The sequence below is a fragment of the Pantoea sp. B270 genome (genome assembly GCF_018726825.1).
Classification (GTDB): Bacteria; Pseudomonadota; Gammaproteobacteria; order Enterobacterales; family Enterobacteriaceae; genus Pantoea; species Pantoea dispersa.
Window position 1 is genome coordinate 156,212 of record NZ_JAHCSX010000001.1, and the last position, 20,561, is coordinate 176,772.

Here is a 20,561-nt window from a genome sequence, read left to right on the forward strand (position 1 = left end):
CGAAATTCGCGCCCTTGTCCGGAGTAACGGTCTGACTTACCAGACGTAAGTCAGCAGGTCCTTAGAGGCCGGGGCCATAAAGTCCACCGACATCATCACGCTCAGCGCAGTGATGGCGACAATGGAGAACACGAACAGTTTACGCGCCCAAACTTTGTCGTTTGAGGTTTTGTAACCTGACAGTGCCATACCCAGCCACCACACGCTGACGGCGGCAGCCACCACCAGATATTTGTAGCCAGCATAACCGCCCAGCGACAGCATCAGCGTGGCAATCATGAACGCCAGGATGTACAGCGTAATATGATTTTTCGCCACGGAGATGCCTTTCACCACCGGCAGAACCGGAATATTGGCGGCCTGATAATCTTTAAAGCGGAAGATGGCAATCGCGTAGGAGTGCGGCATCTGCCACAGGCTAAAGATAGCCAGTAAGATTAACGCGCCAGCATCAAACTGGTTGGTCACCGCGCAGTAGCCAATCACTGGCGGCGCAGCGCCAGAGAGGCTGCCAATCAGCGTGCCATAGACCGAATGACGCTTCATGTAGAGGCTGTAAATGCCGACATAGACGACGAAGCCCATCACCGCCAGCCACATGGCCAGCGGGTTAGCGCCAAAATACAGCAACGCAAAGCCAGCAATACCCAATGCGGTTGCATAAACCAGGCTTACTTTCGCCGAGATCAGGCCTTTGACCAGAACACGGTTCCGCGTTCTCTCCATTTTGATGTCGATGTCGCGGTCAATCACATTGTTGAATACACAACCGGATGCGACCACCAGCGAAACGCCCACCAAAGCGACGAGAAACAGGGGGTAATCAATGCTGCCTTTTGAAGCCAGCAGGAATCCACCGATCACAGAAATTAAATTGCCGAAAATAATTCCTGGTTTTGTTACTTGCAGGTATTGCTTAATCATTACGCGTGACTCTTTAGTGGGCCATCATGTTGTAGTTGAGGTTCCACATAATCCACAGTGAGCCAATCACCACAATCAGGATAATGACTGCGGAGAAGACAATGGCCACCATGTTCCAGCCACCCTCGGATTTGCTGTCCAGATGCAGGAAGTAGACCAGGTGCACCAGCACCTGAACCACTGCACACACCAGAACCACACCCAGAATGGTGCCGTGAGAAGCACTGCCATCCATCACCATCCAGAACGGGATCGCCGTCAGGATGATCGAGAGGATGAAGCCGATCATGTAAGACTTCACGCTACCGTGAGATGCACCATGTTCGTTTACAGAATGACTCATTACATGGCCCCCATCAGATAGACAACGGTGAATACGCAGATCCACACCACATCCAGGAAGTGCCAGAACAGGCTCAGACACATGATACGGGTGCGGTTGGTGGCGCTCAGACCGCGCTTAGCGATCTGGAACATCAGCACGGCCATCCAGATCAGACCAGAGGTCACGTGCAGACCGTGCGTACCGACCAGAGTAAAGAAGCCAGACAGGAAGCCGCTGCGGTCAGGACCGAAACCTTCCTTGATCAGGTGATGGAATTCATAGATTTCCATCCCGATAAATCCGGCACCGAACAGGAAGGTCAACGCCAGCCAGCTGATGACCGAACCTTTGTTCTGGTTGTTCATCGCAATCACTGCCATACCATACGTGATGGAGCTCAGCAGCAGCAGCGCGGTTTCTACCAGCACAAACGGCAGTTCGAAGATATCTTTACCTGCCGGGCCACCGGCAGTGTTGTTAACCATGACCGCATAGGTCGCAAACAGGGTTGCGAAGATAATGCAGTCACTCATCAGGTAGATCCAGAAGCCAAAGACTTTATTGGCTCCCGCATCGTGATGCCCATGCTCCGCATGGGCGTCGTGGTGGTGTTTAACGGTTTCAGTTGACATTATTTCAGACCTGCTTTGCTGATGTCATCAAAGTGCTTCTTCTCGATCTGCTCGATTTCAGCAACCGGTACGTAGTAATCCACGTCTTCATCGAAGCTCTTCACAATCCAGGTCACGATGGTGCCAAGGAAAGTAAGACCTGCCAGCCACCAGATGTGCCAGATCAGGGCAAAACCGAAGACTGTCATGAAGGCAGCGATAACAATGGCCGCGCCGCTGTTTTTCGGCATATGAATTTCTTCATATTTTTCTGGCTGCTTGTACGCTTCGCCTTTCTCTTTCATTTCCCAGAACGCATCACGCTCGTGGATATGTGGGATCACAGCAAAGTTGTAGAACGGCGGAGGTGAAGAGGTTGCCCACTCCAGCGTACGGCCGCCCCACGGGTCACCGGTCAGATCGCGGTTCTGCTCACGGTCACGTACCGATACCCAGAACTGGATAAGCTGGCACAGGATACCGCAGGCGATCAGCGCCGCACCGCCTGCTGCAACCACCAGCAGAGAGTGGAACTGCGGATCGATGTCCTGGCTCAGACGACGGGTCATCCCCATGAAGCCCAGCGCGTACAGCGGCATAAAGGCAACGAAGAAGCCGATGATCCAGAACCAGAAAGCACGTTTGCCCCAGGTTTCGTTCAGGGTGAAGCCGAAGGCTTTCGGGAACCAGTAGGTCACGCCAGCCATACAACCGAACACCACACCACCGATGATAACGTTGTGGAAGTGTGCAATCAGGAACAGGCTGTTGTGCAGCACGAAGTCTGCGCCTGGCACCGCCAGCAGTACGCCGGTCATCCCACCAACGGAGAAGGTGACCAGGAAGCCGATGGTCCACAGCATCGCCGAGTTGAACTCGATACGACCCTGATACATGGTGAACAGCCAGTTAAAGATTTTCACCCCGGTCGGAATCGCGATGATCATCGTCATGATACCGAAGAAGGCGTTAACGTTCGCACCGGCACCCATGGTGAAGAAGTGGTGCAGCCAAACGATGAACGACAGAACGGTAATGGCGATGGTTGCCCACACCAGCGAGGTGTAACCAAACAGACGCTTTTTCGAGAAGGTGGCCGTGACTTCAGAGAAGACACCAAACACCGGCAGAACGAGGATGTACACCTCCGGGTGACCCCAGACCCAGATCAGGTTGACGTACATCATCATGTTACCGCCCATATCATTGGTAAAGAAATGGAAGTCGAGGTAACGATCAAGCGTCAACAGTGCCAGCGTCACGGTCAGAACCGGGAACGCAGCGATAATCAGGACGTTAGTACACAGTGCTGCCCAGGTGAATACCGGCATCTTGAACAGGTCCATGCCCGGTGCACGCATCTTCAGAATGGTCACGAAGAAGTTGATACCGGTCAGCGTGGTACCAATACCGGAGAGCTGGAGACTCCAGATCCAGTAATCGACCCCGACGCCAGGACTGTATTCTGCCCCCGAGAGCGGTGGATAAGCCAGCCAGCCGGTCTGTGCGAATTCGCCCACACCCAGTGACAGGTTAACCAGGATCACACCGATAGCGGTGAACCAGAAGCTCAGGTTGTTCAGGAACGGGAAGGCAACGTCACGAGCACCGATTTGCAGCGGAACCGCGATGTTCATCAGACCCACCACGAAAGGCATCGCCACGAAGAAGATCATGATCACGCCGTGAGCGGTGAAGATCTGGTCGTAGTGGTGCGGTGGCAGTATGCCTGCTTCCCCGGCGGAAGCCATAACCTGTTGGGTACGCATCATTACCGCATCGGCAAAGCCGCGCAGCAGCATGACGAAGGCCATGATGATGTACATGATACCCAGTTTTTTGTGGTCGATGGAGGTTAACCATTCAGACCACAGATACTGCCATTTACCGAAATAGGTAATAGCAGCGATCAGCGCCAGACCACCAATGATGATACCGGCGACCGTAACCATGATAATGGGTTCATGGTAGGGCACTGCATCCAGTGTTAATTTTCCGAACATCGTATTATTCCTCGGCTCCCGCAGCTGCGGCGTGATTCATGTCCATGCCTTCGTGCGACATGTCCATTTTCCCGTGGCTCATCATGAACTTATCAATAACCTGCTTGAACAGTTCCGGATTCGCAGTTGAGAAATATTCCACCGGGTGATTTTCGCTTGGCGCAGCCAGTTTTTCGAAATCATCCATGGTGGTCAGCGTGTTAGGTGCCGCTTTAACTTTGGCAACCCACTGCTGGAATTCCGCATCGTCTTTGGTGGCAATGGCTTTGAACTTCATGCCAGAGAAACCGCGACCGCTGAAGTTAGCAGAGATACCGTCGAACGTACCTGGCTCGTTGGCGATCAGGTGCAGTTTGGTCTGCATACCCGCCATGGCGTAGATCTGGCTGCCGAGCGTAGGAATAAAGAAGGAGTTCATGACGGAGTTCGAGGTGATCTTGAAGTTCACCGGAGTATTTGCCGGGAAGGCAATCTGGTTGACGGTTGCAATACCCTGTTCCGGGTAGATGAACAGCCATTTCCAGTCCAGTGCCACTACGTCGATCTCAACCGGTTTCACGTCAGAGGCCAGCGGTTTGCTCGGCTCCAGCGCGTGGGTTGATTTCCAGGTCAGCACGCCGAGGAAGAGAATGATCAGGATCGGAATGGTCCAGACCACGGCTTCCACTTTGTTAGAGTGTGACCAGTTAGGGCTATACTTCGCGTTGGTATTGGTTGCCCGATATTTCCAGGCGAACACAACAGCCATTAAGACTGCCGGAATAACGACGATCATCATCAAGCCGAAAGCTGTCAGAATCAGTGAACGTTGCTCCAGTGCAATCTGTCCCTTGGGATTTAACAACGCACTATCGCAGCCGCTGAGTAATACAGCGCCTGCAATTAATGACAAAATCCCCAAACTTTTATTGTATTTCCTGAGTCTCATTTAACGACCTCAATGACAAAGGGCTCTATTGTCGTTTAAGTGTGCGCGCATTTTACGGGAAGGTTTATGCAGTGTAAACCAGCTTAAGGATGTGTCAGAAGGCTGTTGACACCTTTTGCTAAGGGTGTCACAGATGTTGCGCAGGGTGACAAATTATTAACTGCGACAAGCAGTTGGCGGCAATATAACAAAAACCAATGACATTAACCGCAGAGAAAACAGGGAAAGCATAAACCGGAGTTTTAATACTCATTTATTTAACAATTCTGCATCATTTTGGCGATGAAATTTCTACAAATTAATTGCTCACCGGATTTAAATATTACGCGGGTTTGTTAATTTAATGTTTCTATTTCGCGCTAAAAAAAATGCTATCGCTTAAAATTCGCCGGGGGCTATTTTTAAGCGATTTATCCCCGTCTGGCAAATAGCGCAGCGTTAATGTGCACGATTTGACGCTGTTTTTCTTAATGCCAGCCAGTCCAGCATCACGCCGAGCAGCACCGCCAGCAGCGCCAGCGCCATCCCTGCCTCAAACAGATGGGTTGGCAGCGTCGCGCTGTGCCAGATATCCGCCGCACGCAGTGCCAGCGTCAGCAGCCAGAGCGCCAGCAGCGTACAGCCGGCCGCGAACAGGCGTACCGTCCAGCGATAACCCTGTGGCCACAGGCTGCGCTTCATGAATTCACCGCTGTGCTGCATTGCCTGTAGCGTGCCGCGACACGCCCACAGCAGCAGCAGGCCTGGCACGGCGGCCACCACGGTAAAGGCGTAAAATACCGGCCAGCCCCACAGTTCGACCAGCCAGCCAGCCGCCGGACCGACATACACGCGTCCAACCGCTGATAGCGCTGACAGCAGCGCGAACTGCGTGGCCGAGAACGATTTGTTGCACAACGTCATCAGCAACGCCACAAAGGCGGCGGTGCCCATGCCGCCGCACAGGTTTTCGATAAAGACCGCGCTGGCCATGCTCCACAGATGCGGTGGCGTTACCGCCAGCAGCCAGTAAGCGAAATTAGATACCGCCTGCAGCACGCCGAAGATCATCAGCGCGCGGAACAGGCTCAGGCGCTGCATCAGCACGCCGCCGTACAGCGCACCAATAATGGTCGCCAGCAGGCCGAGCGTTTTATTCACCAGACCGACATCACCGGCGCTGAAGCCCACGCCGCGAATCAGGAAGGTGGTGGTGAGCGAAGCGGCGAACGCGTCGCCCAGCTTGTAGAGAATGATTAAGGTGATCAGCAGCCAGGCGTTGTTGCGCTGAAAGAAATCCTTCAGCGGAAACGCGACGGCCTGACGCAGCGAGTGCGGCTCGCGCACCGGCGCCTCAGGTTCACGTGCCAGCAGCGTGGCGATCAGTCCGGGCACCATTAGCAGCGCCATCAGCCAGTAGGTGGCCTGCCAGCCGAGATAGCGATCCGCCAGCCACAACGCCAGGCCGCCGGAAATCAGCATCGCCAGCCGGTAACCGAGCACGGTAATCGCCGCGCCGCTGCCGCGCTCTTCCGGCGGCAGCACATCGGTTTTCCACGCATCAAACACAATATCCTGTGAGGCTGAGCAGAAAGCCACCAGCACCGCCAGCGCCGCCAGCAGGGTAAGGTCGCGTGATGGCTGCATAAAGCCCATCGCCACAATGCCGGCAATCAGCGCTAATTGCGTGACCAGCAGCCAGCCGCGCCGCCGGCCAAGAAAGGGCGGGGTATAGCGATCCATCATCGGCGACCACAGGAACTTAAACACATAAGCCTGACCGACGAGGGAGAAGAAACCAATGGTTTTCAGGTCGACATTCTCTACCGTCATCCACGCCTGTAGCGTACCGGCGGTCAGCGCCAGCGGCAGACCGGAAGCGAAACCGAGCAGCAGCAGGACCGCAGCGTTACGTTGGGTAAAAATACGCAGATAGTGAGATGTCATAGCCAGCCTGAAATGAAGCCCGGTCAGCGGGGACCGGGCAGGTTACTGCGGAAATTAACGCGCGTTTTGCTTGATGAAGTTATTGACGCTGGTGTCCTGCGCCATATCGGCAATCACGTCGCTCAGGGTAGAGTTAACCGCGTTGGTGATCTTGTCGTTAGTAGCGCTGAAGGCACCCTCTACGCTGTAAGTCTGACGGTAGTTTTTCACCTGCTTGTTGCCGTTTTTCGCGGTAGCGATAATAGAGATATCCGCTTTGGTGGTGATGCTGTAACGCACGTTGCCCTGCGTGACATCGGCGTACAGACCATTAACCACGATCTGCAGATCTACCGCGCCGTTCGGGCCAATCATGTAGCCGCGCGAGGTCATCTGCTTCTCCAGCACTTCCTGCAGCAGGAAACGCAGGTCACGTGATGGGGTCAGGGTGATCAGCTGGCCGTCGCGGTTCACTTTGGCCAGCGCCTGATCGCTGCGCTGATCGGCACCGTTAACGCTGACGGTAACGCCCATCAGGCTCGGATCCTGCTGTGGCAGCTGGATTTTTGGCTGGATGTTCAGCGTGGTGTTATTGCTGGCGCAGCCGGCCAAAATAAAGGCAGCCAGCAGAGGGAATAACAGTTTTTTCAACATACTCATTCTCGTTAGCATATGGGTTGGTTTGCAAAACTGCGGCCATCATAGCATTGCGGCACGGCGAAAAAAGCCCCGCACCAGGGGAAATTGATTGTAAAGGATTTTTTCGGACAGCCGGACGCGGTAACCGATTGACCGGCAGCCTCAGCAGGCTAAGATGCGCAGCGCAGCAGGATTTATTTCCTGCCAGACTGCGGGAAAGGTAAAAAACCTACTAATATTTAAACAGATGGGGCACAGCGCTCGCCGTAGAGGAGTGTTAACAATGATTCGCGAACAAATAGAAGAAAAGCTGCGTAACGCTTTTGAGCCTGCACATCTCGAAGTGCATGACGAAAGCTATCGTCATAACGTGCCTGCCGGTTCTGAAAGTCACTTCAAAGTGGTGATCGTCAGCGACCTTTTCACCGGACAGCGCTTCCTGCAGCGTCACCGCGCCATTTATGGCGAGCTGGCAACCGAGCTGGCAGGCAGCGTCCATGCGCTGGCGCTGCATACCTACACGCGCAAAGAGTGGGATGGACTGCAGGATACCGTACTCGCCTCACCGAACTGTCGCGGTGCCGGTACGCTGGCCTGAGTTTTTCTCTTCAGCTTCCTCCAAAACGGCCTGCGGGCCGTTTTTTCTTACCTCAATGATGCACAAACGCGATCTGCGGCGCAAAAAAGCAGCAAAACCGTTAAAAAGTGGTGAGTTTGCAGCCTCGACTCATTCCGGGGATGCCGCTATAATGCGGCGTCTATTTTTCCGGAATGTCTTCGGGACGCTTCTGGTGACAGGGATTAGGTTCTGCCTGCAGAGGCCGTCCCGGTTGTTGGATACGGCGCATTAATTGTGTGGTGTCTGAAGTTGACCGAGCACGTGATTTTTTGAGGTAACAAGATGACAGTTTCAGTAGAAACCACTCAGGGTCTGGGCCGTCGCATTTCGATTACTGTTCCTAAGGACAGCATCGAAAGCGCAGTGAAGAAAGAACTGGTGGAAGTGGCTAAGAAAGTCCGTATCGACGGTTTCCGTAAAGGCAAAGTGCCGGCTACCATCATTAATCAGCGTTACGGTGCCTCTGTTCGTCAGGACGTCCTGAGCGAGCTGATGACGCGTAACTTCGTTGACGCCATCATCAAAGAGAAGATCAACCCAGCTGGCGCACCGAACTACGTGCCGGGTGAGTATAAAGAAGGTGAAGATTTCACCTACGCGGTTGAGTTCGAAGTGTATCCGGAAGTTGAGCTGAAAGGCCTGGATGCAATCGAAGTTGAAAAACCGGTGGTTGAAGTGACCGACGCTGACGTCGACACCATGCTGGAAACCCTGCAGAAGCAGCAGGCGACCTGGAAAGAGACCGATGCCGCTGCGTCAGCAGAAGATCGCGCGACCATCGATTTCACCGGCTCTGTAGACGGCGAAGAGTTCGAAGGCGGCAAAGCGTCTGACTTCGTGCTGGCGATGGGTCAGGGTCGTATGATCCCAGGCTTCGAAGAAGGCATCACTGGCAAGAAAGCCGGCGACACCTTCACCATCGACGTAAAATTCCCGGATGACTACCACGCGGAAAACCTGAAAGGCAAAGACGCGAAGTTCGACATCGTGCTGAAGAAAGTGGAAACCCGCGAACTGCCGGAGCTGACCGCTGAATTCATCAAGCGTTTCGGTGTGGAAGATGGCTCCATCGAAGGTCTGCGCGCTGAAGTGCGTAAGAACATGGAGCGCGAGCTGAAAGGCGCTATCCGTAACCGCGTGAAGACGCAGGCGATTGACGGTCTGGTTAACGCGAACGAAATCGACGTGCCAGTGGCACTGATCGACAGCGAAATCGACGTTCTGCGTCGTCAGGCTGCACAGCGTTTCGGCGGCAACGAGAAGCAGGCGCTGGAACTGCCACGTGAACTGTTCGAAGAGCAGGCAAAACGTCGCGTTGTGGTTGGTCTGCTGCTGGGCGAAGTAATTCGCATCAACGAGCTGAAAGCCGATGAAGATCGCGTTAAAGCGCTGATCGAAGAGATGGCTTCTGCGTACGAAGATCCGCAGGAAGTGATCGAGTTCTACAGCAAAAACAGCGAGCTGATGAACAACATGCGCAACGTTGCGCTGGAAGAGCAGGCGGTTGAAGCGGTACTGGCGAAAGCCAAAGTGACTGATAAAGCCACTAACTTCCAGGAGCTGATGAACCAGACCTCTGCGGCCTGATTCGTGAGTTATCCCTGAGTGCTAAAGCCCGCGACCGCTGTGTCGCGGGCTTTTTCGTTTCTGGCGGAAACCAACCACATTTGTGCGCTATTTGACTAATTAATCGGCAAATTCTTCGCTAAGCTGTTTTTCCGTGTTAGCGAATGGGGAAAAGGTTGTTATGCTTGAAACAACTGGGCTGCATCCCCAGATACAGGGAGAATGCGTGAAAACAGTAAGACTGGCTGATTAACCGTCCTGTTATGTCGGAACGAGACCGCTGCGCATAGTTTTCGCCGCGCGCCTCGCGTAAAATCGGTACAGAATGTTGCCAATGAAATTTATCAGGAGACGGTAATGTCATACAGTGGCGATCGTGAATTTACTGCACCAACCAATGCGCTGGTGCCAATGGTGGTCGAACAAACCTCGCGCGGCGAGCGTTCTTACGACATCTACTCCCGCCTGCTTAAAGAGCGCGTGATCTTCCTGACCGGTCAGGTTGAGGATCACATGGCGAACCTGATTGTGGCGCAGATGCTGTTTCTGGAAGCTGAGAATCCTGAAAAAGACATTTACCTCTACATTAACTCGCCAGGCGGTGTGATTACCGCCGGTATGTCGATTTATGACACAATGAAGTTCATCAAGCCGGACGTGAGCACCATCTGTATGGGCCAGGCCTGTTCGATGGGCGCATTCCTGCTGACGGCGGGGACTAAAGGCAAGCGCTTCTGTCTGCCAAACTCACGCGTGATGATTCACCAGCCGCTGGGCGGCTATCAGGGCCAGGCGACGGATATTGAGATCCACGCGCGTGAAATCCTGAAAGTGAAGCAGCGTATGAATGAGCTGATGGCGGAACATACCGGCAAATCGCTGGAGCAGATTGAACGCGACACCGAGCGCGATCGTTTCCTCTCTGCCAGCGAAGCGGTAGAGTATGGCCTGGTCGATTCCATCCTGACGCATCGCCAATAAGACACATCTGTCTGCCCCTTACGCTATAGTTAACGGGTGCAGACAGGTGAGTTGCATGCATATCGGCCGTTGCTGTGCGGCCATTGCCGTACACCAATTAGGTCTGAGAACGAAAAGAGGTTAGCTGATGACAGATAAGCGCAAAGACGGTTCAGGTAAGTTGCTGTACTGCTCTTTCTGCGGCAAAAGCCAGCATGAAGTCCGTAAGCTGATTGCCGGGCCGTCAGTGTATATTTGCGACGAGTGTGTCGATCTGTGTAACGACATCATTCGCGAAGAGATTAAAGAAGTGGCTCCGCACCGCGAGCGCAGCGCGCTCCCGACGCCGCATGAGATCCGCCATCACCTTGACGATTATGTTATCGGTCAGGAAAAGGCGAAAAAAGTGCTGGCGGTGGCGGTGTACAACCACTACAAACGTCTGCGTAACGGCGACACCAGCAACGGGATTGAACTGGGCAAAAGTAACATTCTGCTGATCGGTCCAACCGGTAGCGGTAAGACCCTGCTGGCGGAAACGCTGGCGCGCCTGCTGGATGTGCCTTTCACCATGGCGGATGCCACTACGCTGACCGAAGCCGGTTACGTGGGCGAGGATGTGGAAAACATCATCCAGAAACTGCTGCAGAAGTGCGACTACGACGTACAGAAAGCGCAGCGCGGCATCGTGTACATCGATGAAATCGATAAGATTTCCCGTAAATCAGACAACCCGTCTATCACCCGTGATGTGTCAGGTGAAGGCGTGCAGCAGGCGCTGCTGAAACTGATTGAAGGCACAGTGGCTGCCGTGCCGCCGCAGGGTGGACGTAAGCATCCGCAGCAGGAGTTTCTGCAGGTCGACACCTCGAAAATCCTGTTTATCTGTGGCGGTGCGTTTGCCGGCCTCGATAAAGTGATTTCACAGCGTGTTGAAACCGGCTCCGGTATTGGCTTTGGCGCGACCGTCAAAGGTAAATCGCAGAAAGCCAGCGAAGGCGAGTTGCTGTCACAGGTTGAGCCGGAAGATCTGATCAAATTTGGTCTGATTCCGGAGTTCATTGGTCGTCTGCCGGTGGTGGCGACGCTCAACGAGCTGAGCGAAGAAGCGCTGATCCAGATCCTGCGTGAACCGAAAAACGCGCTGACCAAGCAGTATCAGGCGCTGTTTAACCTGGAAGGCGTGGAGCTGGAGTTCCGTGACGAAGCGCTGACGGCGATTGCGAAAAAAGCGAACTCGCGTAAAACCGGGGCACGTGGTCTGCGTTCTATCGTAGAAGCGGCGCTGCTCGAAACCATGTACGACCTGCCATCAATGGAAGGCGTAGAGAAAGTGGTGATCGATGAGTCAGTAATCGAGGGGCAATCTGACCCGATGCTGATTTACGGTAAGCATGAAGCCCAGGCTTCTGGCGAATAAATAATCAATTACACCACGTTGTTATCTTAAAAAAGGGGAAAATGTTTCCCCTTTTATTTTTCTCACCTCTGTGACATTGAATGTCGTGCAAGCATCCCCATATACTCATAATCCTGTGGGTCTAACTGCATACAGCCTGTATCACGCGGTTCCCATCACCTGGCGGACATTAAACTAAGAGAGAGCTCTATGAATCCTGAGCGTTCTGAACGCATTGAAATCCCCGTGTTGCCGTTGCGCGACGTGGTGGTTTATCCGCACATGGTAATTCCGTTGTTTGTTGGTCGGGAAAAATCGATTCGTTGCCTCGAAGCGGCGATGGATCATGACAAGAAGATCATGCTGGTTGCCCAGAAAGAGGCTTCAACGGATGAACCTGGTATTAACGATCTCTTCGCGGTAGGGACCGTTGCTTCCGTACTGCAGATGCTGAAACTGCCAGACGGCACCGTTAAGGTGTTGGTGGAAGGTCTTCAGCGCGCACACATCACCACTTTAGCGGACAATGGCGACCACTTTGTTGCCCAGGCCGAATACCTGATCTCGCCGGAAATTGAAGAGCGCGAGCAGGAAGTGCTGGTGCGTACCGCCATCAATCAGTTTGAAGGCTACATCAAGCTGAACAAAAAAATCCCGCCGGAGGTGCTGACTTCACTCAACAGCATCGACGACGCGGCGCGTCTCGCCGACACCGTGGCGGCGCACATGCCGCTTAAGCTGGCTGACAAACAGTCAGTGCTGGAGATGTCCGACATCAATGAGCGTCTGGAATATCTCATGGCGATGATGGAATCGGAAATCGATCTGCTGCAGGTTGAGAAGCGTATTCGCAACCGCGTTAAAAAGCAGATGGAGAAAAGCCAGCGCGAGTACTATCTGAATGAGCAAATGAAAGCGATTCAGAAAGAGCTGGGCGAGATGGACGATGCGCCGGATGAATACGAAGCGCTGAAACGCAAAATCGACGCGGCGAAAATGCCGGCCGAGGCGCGCGAGAAGGCCGAAGCCGAACTGCAGAAGCTGAAAATGATGTCACCGATGTCAGCGGAAGCCACCGTGGTGCGCGGCTACATCGACTGGATGGTGCAGGTTCCGTGGAACGCGCGCAGCAAGGTGAAAAAAGACCTGCGGAAAGCGCAGGAGACGCTGGATACCGACCATTACGGTCTGGAGCGCGTGAAAGACCGCATCCTTGAGTATCTTGCGGTGCAGAGTCGCGTCAGCAAAATTAAAGGGCCGATTCTGTGTCTGGTCGGACCGCCGGGCGTGGGTAAAACCTCGCTGGGACAGTCAATCGCCAAAGCCACCGGCCGTAAATATGTGCGTATGGCGCTGGGCGGCGTGCGTGACGAAGCGGAAATCCGCGGCCACCGTCGTACCTATATCGGGTCGATGCCGGGCAAACTGATCCAGAAAATGGCCAAAGTCGGCGTGAAAAATCCGCTTTTCCTGCTGGATGAGATCGACAAAATGTCATCCGACATGCGCGGCGATCCGGCTTCAGCGCTGCTGGAGGTACTGGATCCAGAGCAGAACATTGCATTCAACGATCACTATCTGGAAGTGGATTACGATCTGTCAGATGTGATGTTTGTGGCTACCTCTAACTCCATGAACATTCCGGCTCCGCTGCTGGATCGTATGGAAGTGATTCGTCTCTCCGGTTACACCGAAGATGAGAAGCTCAACATCGCTAAACAGCACCTGCTGCCGAAGCAGATCGAGCGTAATGCGCTGAAAGAGAAAGAGATCAGCGTTGACGATAGCGCCATTATCGGCATTATCCGCTATTACACCCGTGAAGCGGGCGTGCGTAGCCTGGAGCGCGAACTCTCCAAGCTGTGCCGTAAAGCGGTGAAAGCGCTGCTGATGGACAAAGCGAAAAAGAGCATCAAAATCAACGGCGAAAACCTCAAGGATTTCCTGGGCGTGCAGCGCTTTGATTACGGCCGCGCTGACAGCGAAAACCGTGTTGGTCAGGTCACCGGCCTGGCGTGGACCGAAGTGGGCGGCGATCTGCTCACCATCGAAACCGCCTGCGTGCCGGGCAAAGGCAAGCTGACCTACACCGGTTCACTCGGTGAGGTGATGCAGGAGTCAATCCAGGCGGCGCTGACCGTAGTCCGCGCCCGTGCGGAGAAACTCGGCATCAACGGCGACTTCTACGAGAAGCGTGACATCCACGTGCACGTACCGGAAGGAGCGACGCCGAAAGATGGTCCGAGCGCCGGTATCGCGATGTGTACCGCGCTGGTCTCCTGTCTGACCGGTAACCCGGTGCGTTCGGACGTGGCGATGACCGGCGAGATCACACTGCGCGGTCAGGTACTGCCGATTGGTGGCCTGAAAGAGAAACTGCTGGCGGCGCATCGCGGCGGCATCAAAACCGTGCTGATCCCGGACGAAAACAAGCGCGATCTGGAAGAGATTCCACAGAACGTGATTGCCGATCTGTCGATCCATCCGGTGAAGCGTATTGAAGAAGTGCTGAGCCTGGCGCTGGAAAATGCCCCGTACGGGATGCAGGTTGCCACGGCAAAATAGTGATTAGCGACAAAAAGCGCTAAAAAGCGAAGCTGGCAGGCCAAATCGGGCTTGCCAGCTTTTTTTTGTGCCGCTAATTTAGGGGGCTGCTGGATCAACGATTAAGATGAATACCGTTGTTTCAGCTCCACAGGCTTGATATAACTGGCTGCGCGTTCGCACCGGGCGGGAAGCGCGGGTGCGAGTGAATAATAAAAGAGGGGATGAAGAGAGTGAATAAGTCACAGTTGATCGACAAAATTGCTGCAGACGCTGACATTTCTAAAGCGGCAGCGGGACGTGTGTTAGATGCATTCATGGGCTCCGTTTCTGACGCGCTGAAAGGCGGTGACGAAGTGGCACTGGTCGGTTTCGGTACCTTCTCTGTACGCGAGCGTGCTGCCCGCACCGGCCGTAACCCACAAACCGGTAAAGAAATCACCATCCCGGCTGGTAAAGTACCGGGCTTCCGTGCAGGTAAAGCACTGAAAGACGCCGTCAATTAATGACCGCTGACCTGTCCATCGAAGCATTTTCTTCCATGGATTGAGGACGAAAAAGGCGTTCTCATGTAACATACGGGCACATCATTTTTGATGTGCCTTTTTTTATCTTGATGCGCGACTTTAGCCGCTGGCTTCAGTCTCCGCATGGTTGCCAGCTGCCAGCCTGAACCGCAGCTGCACGATGATGACATCGTGTCAGAGCTTTACATCCACACTACAGCGGAGTGTTGTCATACCATGATGGACAATTTACGCGCGGCGTCGAACCATGTCGTGCTCAAGATCATTCTGGGATTGATCATCCTGTCATTCGTACTGACCGGGGTGGGCAACTACCTGATTGGCGGTAATAGCGATTACGCTGCCAAAGTGAACGGCCATGAAATTAGCCGCGGTGAGCTGGAACAGGCGTTTAACAACGAGCGCAACCGTCAGCAGCAGATGCTGGGCGACCAGTTCTCGCAGCTGGCCAGCAACGACGGCTACATGCAGCAGATGCGCCAGCAGGCGCTGTCGCAGCTGATCGATCAGGCGCTGCTCGATCAGTACATCAAAGATCTGCACATTGGCATCAGCGACGATCAGGTGAAGCAGGCTATTTTCAATCAGCAGGCTTTCCAGACCAACGGTAAGTTCGACAACGCGAAATACAACGGCCTGATCGCCAGCATGGGCTTTAGTGCCGATCAGTACGCCGAAGCGCTGCGCAAGCAGCTGGCGACGCAGCAGCTGATCAACGCCATCGCCAATACCGACTTCATGCTGAAGGGTGAAACCAGCAAGCTGGTGGATCTGGTCTCGCAGCAGCGCGAGATTCGTCAGGCGGTGATTGACGTTAATGCGCTGGCCGCGAAACAAACCGCCAGCGACGACGAAATCAATCAGTACTACCAGCAGCATCAGAGCAGCTTTATGGCACCTGAGCAGTTCCGCGTCAGCTACATCAAAATGGATGCGGCCAGCCTGCAGGAGAACGCCAGCGAAGCGGATATTCAGAGCTGGTACGATCAGCACAAAGCCGACTATTCACAGCCGCAGCGCAACCGTTACAGCATCATTCAGACCAAAACCGAAGCTGATGCCAACGCGGTGCTGGATGCGCTGAAAAAGGGCGAGGATTTCGCCACGCTGGCGAAGAGCAAATCCATCGACCCAATCTCTGCGCGTAAAGGCGGCGACATGGGCTGGCTGGAGCCGAACACCACGCCGGATGAGCTGAAAAACGCCAACCTGACGCAGAAAGGTCAGCTGTCTGGCGTGATCAAGTCCTCAGTAGGTTTCCTGGTGATGCGTCTGGACGATATCCAGCCAGAGCAGGTTAAACCGCTGGCGGACGTGCACGATGCGGTGGCGGATAAAGTGAAGCAGGAAAAAGCCGTCGACGCCTTCTATAAGATGCAGCAGAAGGTGAGCGAAGCCGCCAGCAACGACAACGAATCCCTGGCGGGCGCCGCACAGGCATCTGGCCTGAAAGTGGTGGAAACGGGCTGGATCACCCGCGATAACGTGCCGGCCGATCTCGATTTCGATGCGGTCAAACAGGCGATCTTCAACGGTGGCCTGACCGGTCAGAACGGCGCGCCGGGCAACAACTCTGACATCATCAGCGTCGATGGCGATCGGGCATTTGTGTTGCGCATCAGCGAGCACAAACCGGAAGCGGTTAAACCGCTGGATCAGGTCAAAGCGCAGATTGCCGACAGCCTGAAGCATGACAAAGCGACGCAGCAGGCCAAAGCGCAGGCAGACAAACTGCTGACCGAGCTGAAAGCGGGCAAACAGGACGCGCTGCAGGCGGCTGGCCTGACGCTGAGCGCCAGCAAAACCGTTGATCGCAACGCGCAGGATCCGGTGGCACAGGCCGCATTCAACCTGCCACAGCCAGCGGATAACAAGCCGTCGTGGGGTGTCAGCGAAGATATGCAGGGCAACGTGGTGCTGGTCGCGCTGGATAAGGTCAGCGCGGGCAACATGCCGCAGGCGCAGATCGACGAAATGGTGAAAGGCGTGACGCAAAACAACGCGCAGATCGCCTTTGAAGCGCTGCTGGAAAACCTGCGTAAAGAGGCGAAGATTAAGTACGGCGCCGCCGCACAAAACCAGTAAGCCTCACAAAAAAAGGTAAACTGCTGCAATACCGAAAGGCCGCTTCTGCGGCCTTTTCCATTTCTGATCATCGCCTTTTGAGTGCGTTTCTCGCTTGTGCCACCCTGCAGTGGCTGTCAAACACAAGGAGAAACACAGCATGGTTAAATCAACATTTCGTGCCTTTTGCATCACGCTGGCGCTGGGCGGCGCGCTCTGGACCAGCGGACTGGCGGCGGCGGAAAGCCCCAGTGAAACGCAGGTGACGCAGGTGTCCACGCCGCAGCAGGAACAGGTCAGCATCAATCAGGCCACGGCCGAGCAGCTGGCCGCCGCCATGAACGGTATTGGACTGAAAAAAGCGCAGGCGATTGTCAGCTATCGTGAGCAGTACGGGCCCTTCAGCGCCATCGAGCAGCTGAAAGAAGTACCGGGTATTGGCAGTGCGCTGGTGGAGCGGAACAGCGCGCGGCTGAAATTGTGAAGCGGCTCGCGACTCTGAAGGATTGCTAAAGCGGCCCATCAGGCTGTGCTATGCTCAACAGGTCCAACCAGTTGTCTTTCACAGCCTGAACAGGAGCAATCATGCAAACCATCATCAAAGTGCGCGGCTATCATCTTGACGTCTATCAGCATGTGAACAATGCGCGCTACCTGGAATTTCTGGAAGAGGCGCGCTGGCAGTGGCTGGAAGATGCCGATGCCTTTCACTGGCTGCTGGAGCAGCAGCTGGCATTTGTGGTGGTGAATATCAACATTAACTATCGTCGTCCGGCGGTGCTGGGCGACGTGCTGCACATTGAGAGCGAGGTCTTGCAGCTCAACGGCAAAAGCGGCATTATTTTACAGCGGGTGGTGCTGGCGGGTGATAATACGCTGGTGGCGGATGCGGCGCTGACCTTCGTCTGCATCGATTTGCGCACGCAAAAAACCGTGCCGCTGGAAGGGGAGTTACGTGAACGCCTGGCGGCATTGATGACCGCGCCTTCCTGAGCTGGCATGCCCAGAAAGCACGCCAGCCCGCAGTGCGGTCGCAATCAGCGCAGGCCGCTTTTCTGTTTCATCGCCGCCATCACGCTGGCCGCATTGGCCTGGTAATCGGCCAGGCCGCGCGCGCGCAGATGGCAGGCCGCACACTCACCACAGCCGTCGCCTTTGACGCCGTTGTAGCAGGTTAGCGTCTCCGATCGGACCAGCGGCAGCTGCTGCCAGTAGTCCGCCAGCGCCCAGGTTTCCGCTTTATTCAGCCACATCAGCGGCGTTTCAAAACGCACTTCGCGCGCCATGCCGAGAGTGACGGCGTTGTTCAGCGCTTTGACAAACTCGTCACGGCAATCCGGATAGCCGGAAAAATCGGTTTCACATACGCCGGTGATCACCGCTTCGGCTTCCACCTGATAGGCATAAATTGAGGCCAGCGTCAGAAACAGGATGTTACGCCCCGGGACAAAGGTGCTGGGCAGGCCGCTGGCCTGTGGATTGTAGGCCGGCACCGGAATGTTATCGCGCGTCAGGCTGCTGACCGCCAGTTCATTAAGCAGCGTTACGTCCAGCACTTTGTGCGCCCGCGCGCCCAGCTGGTGCGCCAGCTCTGCGGCGACGCTGATCTCTTCGCGATGGCGCTGACCATAATCAAAGGTCACGCAGTGCACTTCATCATACTGCTGCAGCGCCTGAATCAGACAGGTGGTGGAGTCTTGTCCGCCACTGAATACGACAACGGCTCGTTTCATGTTTTCTTCCCCATAAATCAGTGCGCCTATGGTACTGGCTCCGGCGCGGGCTGAACAGCACCGCCTGCGGCGGGCGGCGGGATCCAGGCGCGGGTGAAATCGAACCAGCCCATGCTGTTAAGCTGAATACCTTCGACGCCTGGTGGAGCAAACACCTGGTAGCGATAGTTAAACAGCGGCAGCAAATGGCCGTCGCGCATTAACTGTTGAAACAGCTGATGAATCGCGGCGCTGCGCAGTGCCGGACTGGCCTGACGGGCGATAGCGTGCAGCGGTGCCTGCAGCACCGCCGGACGCAGCGGTTGCCAGGCCGCATCATTTTCCAGCCAGTTCACCAGGGTAAACTGCGGCGCATCACCAATCAGACGGTCGCCCATGATGATATCGGCGTCACTCAGATCGATGTCGTCGCGCCAGCTTTTGACGTCGTGAAATACGCAGGTGAGGGTACAGCCCTGTGCCGCCAGCAGCGGCACCAGCGCCTGCGCCATGACGTGCAGTTCGATGGGCAGGTGATAATGCAGCGTCAGCGTTGCGGGCAGTGCGCCATCCGGGCGGTGCGGGGCGGGCAGCGGCCAGCCGGGCAGCAGCTCTGCGGTTGGCGTAATTAAGCCTTCATCCAGCGGCAGCTGCTGAATGACGCCGCTGTGCTGAATCAGCGCGAGCAGCGTTTTGGCCTGCGCCTGGCTGAAGCGAGCCGAGAAACGCGGCGCCAGATAACAGAAACCGAGACTGATGCTGCGATCCACCGGCCGCAGCGTGTCCAGCTCGTCGGGATCGCCAATGGCGATCTGCACCGGATGGCGACAGCTGGTGCCCAGCCCGCGATCGAACAGCTGCGGCGTAATCCAGTATTCCACCACCTGAATTAGCGGACGCTGATGGTGCCAGCGCGCATGGCTCTCCAGCCGCACCAGCTCGCGGGTAAAATGCGTCAGGCGCCACGGTCCGCTGCCGGTATCGGCATGATCCGGATGCGGCAGCAGGCAAAACTGATGCGCCAGCCGCTGCGGTAGCCAGTAATCGCTGGTGCGCAGCCGGATACGCAGCGCCAGCGGATGTGGCGCATCGATGTGTTCCACCGCCGCCAGCAGGCGGCCGCCCTGCGGCGTCTGCATGATACGTTGCAGCTGCTGGACCAGCTGTGCCGCCTGCACTGGTTCGTCGTTGTGCCAGCTGAGGAGTGGCCGCAGCCAAAAATACCATTCGCGGCCCTGCGCATCGTGCTGCCAGTGATGTGCCAGATCGCCCTCGACATCATCCGCGTTAAAGCGCGTCAGGCCGGAAAAAATCTGGCGTACCAGATGCTGCTCGGCGCGTCCGGTGAGCTGCAGCGGATCCAGCGCCTCCATCGCGCGATAATAGGGAATGCGCAGCACCGGCGCCTGATTCTGCCACTGGCCGCCCATCAGTGGGCGCAGCATTTTCACCAGCCGTTCAGGCGCGACATCCAGTACCTGCAGTGCCTGTACCGCTTCACCGGCTGCCAGCTGCTGGCTGAGCAATTGCTGACGCAGCTGTTCGGGAGAGAGCAGAAAGCGCAGTTCGCCCTGTTTACCGCGTCCCGCCGCACCGTGCCACTGCAGCCAGCCCGCCTGCTGCCACTGCCGCAACAGGGTACGCACGTGGCGCTCGCTGCAAAAGCAGTGCTGCGCCATGGCCGCAACGCTGATGCGCTGCGCTTCGCCCTGGCTAAGCTGCCACAGGCGCTGAAACTGATTAACCCGATGAAGCTGTCGCATGATTAAACCCGGAACAGTTTTTTGAAAGTATTCACTATTAGTTCCGTAATTACCAGGCGATAGTAAACCCCT

General features: G+C 55.4%; 18 protein-coding genes. 9 read left to right on the forward strand and 9 right to left on the reverse strand.

The annotated features are described in order from the left end of the window. Positions 1-36 precede the first annotated feature (36 nt). From cyoE to KOL70_RS00770, 7 genes are all read right to left on the reverse strand, one after another. Positions 37-924 carry a heme o synthase gene (cyoE, locus tag KOL70_RS00740; protein ID WP_021507178.1) on the reverse strand — a complete coding sequence of 296 codons (888 nt, stop codon included), beginning with the start codon at positions 922-924 and terminating at the stop codon, positions 37-39. A gap of 13 nt (positions 925-937) precedes the next feature. Then, positions 938-1,267 carry a cytochrome o ubiquinol oxidase subunit IV gene (locus tag KOL70_RS00745; RefSeq protein WP_022549333.1) on the reverse strand — a complete coding sequence of 110 codons (330 nt, stop codon included), beginning with the start codon at positions 1,265-1,267 and terminating at the stop codon, positions 938-940. Beyond that, positions 1,267-1,881 carry a cytochrome o ubiquinol oxidase subunit III gene (locus KOL70_RS00750; RefSeq protein ID WP_021507179.1) on the reverse strand — a complete coding sequence of 205 codons (615 nt, stop codon included), beginning with the start codon at positions 1,879-1,881 and terminating at the stop codon, positions 1,267-1,269. Before KOL70_RS00750 ends, KOL70_RS00745 begins: the two co-directional genes overlap by 1 nt. Continuing rightward, positions 1,881-3,863, reverse strand: a complete 1,983-nt coding sequence (cyoB, locus tag KOL70_RS00755; protein ID WP_021507180.1) for a cytochrome o ubiquinol oxidase subunit I — start codon at positions 3,861-3,863, stop codon at positions 1,881-1,883. The genes KOL70_RS00750 and cyoB overlap by 1 nt, the downstream gene beginning before the upstream one ends. A 4-nt stretch (positions 3,864-3,867) precedes the next feature. After that, entirely contained in the window at positions 3,868-4,791 is a 924-nt protein-coding gene (cyoA, locus tag KOL70_RS00760; protein ID WP_031279652.1) for a cytochrome o ubiquinol oxidase subunit II, read from the reverse strand. Positions 4,792-5,229: 438 nt separating this feature from the next. Then, a complete protein-coding gene (gene ampG, locus KOL70_RS00765) occupies positions 5,230-6,717 on the reverse strand; it encodes a muropeptide MFS transporter AmpG (protein WP_104092650.1) in 1,488 nt (495 codons plus the stop codon). Between the two features lie 54 nt (positions 6,718-6,771). Continuing rightward, positions 6,772-7,350, reverse strand: coding sequence for a lipoprotein (locus tag KOL70_RS00770; RefSeq protein ID WP_021507183.1), 579 nt, complete (start codon positions 7,348-7,350; stop codon positions 6,772-6,774). Between the two features lie 268 nt (positions 7,351-7,618). On the opposite strand from KOL70_RS00770, the gene bolA reads away from it, so the two are divergent. From bolA to KOL70_RS00815, 9 genes are all read left to right on the forward strand, one after another. After that, entirely contained in the window at positions 7,619-7,933 is a 315-nt protein-coding gene (gene bolA, locus KOL70_RS00775) for a transcriptional regulator BolA (protein ID WP_058757958.1), read from the forward strand. Between the two features lie 303 nt (positions 7,934-8,236). Then, positions 8,237-9,541, forward strand: a complete 1,305-nt coding sequence (tig, locus tag KOL70_RS00780; protein ID WP_021507185.1) for a trigger factor — start codon at positions 8,237-8,239, stop codon at positions 9,539-9,541. 336 nt (positions 9,542-9,877) lie between these two features. Further along, positions 9,878-10,501: an ATP-dependent Clp endopeptidase proteolytic subunit ClpP gene (gene clpP, locus KOL70_RS00785; RefSeq protein ID WP_010616837.1), complete on the forward strand. Its 624-nt coding sequence runs from the start codon at positions 9,878-9,880 to the stop codon at positions 10,499-10,501. Positions 10,502-10,628: 127 nt separating this feature from the next. Further along, on the forward strand, positions 10,629-11,900 hold the full coding sequence (gene clpX / locus KOL70_RS00790; protein ID WP_021507186.1) for an ATP-dependent protease ATP-binding subunit ClpX: 1,272 nt from the start codon (positions 10,629-10,631) through the stop codon (positions 11,898-11,900). Positions 11,901-12,089: 189 nt separating this feature from the next. Continuing rightward, positions 12,090-14,444: an endopeptidase La gene (gene lon, locus KOL70_RS00795; protein ID WP_021507187.1), complete on the forward strand. Its 2,355-nt coding sequence runs from the start codon at positions 12,090-12,092 to the stop codon at positions 14,442-14,444. Between the two features lie 212 nt (positions 14,445-14,656). Beyond that, the gene (gene hupB / locus KOL70_RS00800) at positions 14,657-14,929 is read left to right on the forward strand and encodes a nucleoid-associated protein HU-beta (protein WP_014606441.1); all 273 of its coding nucleotides are present in this window, start codon (positions 14,657-14,659) and stop codon (positions 14,927-14,929) included. Positions 14,930-15,166: 237 nt separating this feature from the next. Continuing rightward, positions 15,167-17,035: a peptidylprolyl isomerase gene (gene ppiD, locus KOL70_RS00805; RefSeq protein ID WP_215480081.1), complete on the forward strand. Its 1,869-nt coding sequence runs from the start codon at positions 15,167-15,169 to the stop codon at positions 17,033-17,035. A gap of 139 nt (positions 17,036-17,174) precedes the next feature. Continuing rightward, the gene (locus KOL70_RS00810; RefSeq protein WP_215480082.1) at positions 17,175-17,498 is read left to right on the forward strand and encodes a helix-hairpin-helix domain-containing protein; all 324 of its coding nucleotides are present in this window, start codon (positions 17,175-17,177) and stop codon (positions 17,496-17,498) included. A 101-nt stretch (positions 17,499-17,599) separates the two neighbouring features. Further along, positions 17,600-18,007 (forward strand): thioesterase family protein, encoded by a 408-nt coding sequence (locus tag KOL70_RS00815; RefSeq protein ID WP_215480083.1) that lies wholly within the window; start codon positions 17,600-17,602, stop codon positions 18,005-18,007. Positions 18,008-18,051: 44 nt separating this feature from the next. Here KOL70_RS00815 and queC read toward each other — a convergent pair whose 3' ends face one another. Beyond that, a complete protein-coding gene (queC, locus tag KOL70_RS00820; protein ID WP_058775231.1) occupies positions 18,052-18,747 on the reverse strand; it encodes a 7-cyano-7-deazaguanine synthase QueC in 696 nt (231 codons plus the stop codon). A 26-nt stretch (positions 18,748-18,773) separates the two neighbouring features. After that, positions 18,774-20,489, reverse strand: coding sequence for an SgrR family transcriptional regulator (locus KOL70_RS00825; protein WP_215480084.1), 1,716 nt, complete (start codon positions 20,487-20,489; stop codon positions 18,774-18,776). Between the last annotated feature and the right edge of the window lie 72 nt (positions 20,490-20,561).